The organism is Mycolicibacterium agri, from assembly GCF_002553505.1.
Taxonomy (GTDB): domain Bacteria; phylum Actinomycetota; class Actinomycetes; order Mycobacteriales; family Mycobacteriaceae; genus Mycobacterium; species Mycobacterium agri.
Genome location: NZ_PDCP01000211.1, coordinates 1 through 1,222 on the forward strand (window position 1 = coordinate 1; position 1,222 = coordinate 1,222).

Annotated in this window: 1 protein-coding gene and 1 pseudogene; both read left to right on the forward strand. The window is 62.2% G+C overall.

What is annotated here, in order from left to right; all coding sequences use genetic code 11:
• Positions 1-1,075, forward strand: a 1,075-nt coding sequence (locus tag CQY20_RS33800) for a class 1 fructose-bisphosphatase (protein WP_097945750.1), incomplete at its 5' end; no start/stop codon positions are given.
• A pseudogene (locus CQY20_RS36055) lies at positions 1,038-1,222 on the forward strand (hypothetical protein); the annotation flags it as partial. The gene CQY20_RS33800 and the pseudogene CQY20_RS36055, both read left to right, overlap by 38 nt.

The window sequence follows — 1,222 nt, forward strand, 5'->3', positions numbered from 1 at the left end:
CATGCTTGCCGACCACACCACGCTGGTGCAGTTTCTGATCGAGGAGCGCCGCCGCCACCCCGGTGCTTCCGGTGACCTGAACGCGTTGATCCTCGATGTCGCGCTGGCCTGCAAGGCGATCGCCAACCGCGTGGCCTGCGGCGCCTTGGCCGGGGTGCTGGGATCGGCCGGACACACTAACGTGCAGGGCGAAACGCAGCAGAAGCTTGACCTGCTGGCCAACGACTACTTCCTTCATGCGACCGAGTGGAGCGGGCACGTCGCGGGCATGGTCTCCGAGGAACTCGACGAGCCGTACCTGCTGCCTGCCGAGTTCCCCCGAGGCAAGTATTTGTTGGTGTTCGACCCACTCGATGGTTCGTCGAATATCGATGTCAACGTTTCGGTGGGAAGTATCTTCTCCATTCTTCGTGCCCCCAACCCGGGCGCCGATCCGGCACCCGAGGATTTTCTTCAGCCCGGTACCGAACAGGTGTGCGGCGGCTATGCCATCTACGGTCCTTCCACCATCCTGGTGCTGACGGTTGGCACTGGCGTCCATGCCTTCACGCTTGATCCGACGCTGGGTGAGTTCTTCCTGACCCGGGAGAACATTCAGATCCCTGCGACGACCGGCGAGTTCGCGATCAACGCGTCCAACCAGCGCTTCTGGGAGCCGGCTGTGCAGCGCTACGTGCAGGAATGCTTAGCGGGCAAATCGGGTCCACGCGGCCGGGATTTCAACATGCGCTGGGTCGCCTCGCTGGTGGCCGAAACCCACCGAATCCTCACCCGTGGCGGAGTATTCCTGTATCCCCAAGATTCGCGGGATCCAGCCAAGCCTGGCAAGTTGCGGCTGCTGTATGAAACCAACCCGATGGCGTTCCTGATCGAGCAGGCCGGTGGTGCGGCCACCACGGGTCGACGCCGAATGCTGGAGGTAGAACCCGAAAAGGTGCATCAGCGTGTTCCATTCATCTTCGGGGTGCGCGAAGAAGTCGAGCTCATCGAGAGCTACCACAACGAGATCCACGAAAATCTGGACCCCTGGCCGCTGTATGGAACACGCGGCTTATTCAGGGCTCCGGCGAGCTGAGAGGGGCGCTCACGTGTCACGCAAGCATCCCATCGTGTCGATCGCGGGGTCGTCGGGAGCCGGGACCACATCGGTCATGCGCACGTTTCAGCAGATCTTCCGCCGCGAGGGCATCAACGTCGCCTACGTGGAGGGTGACAGCTTTCA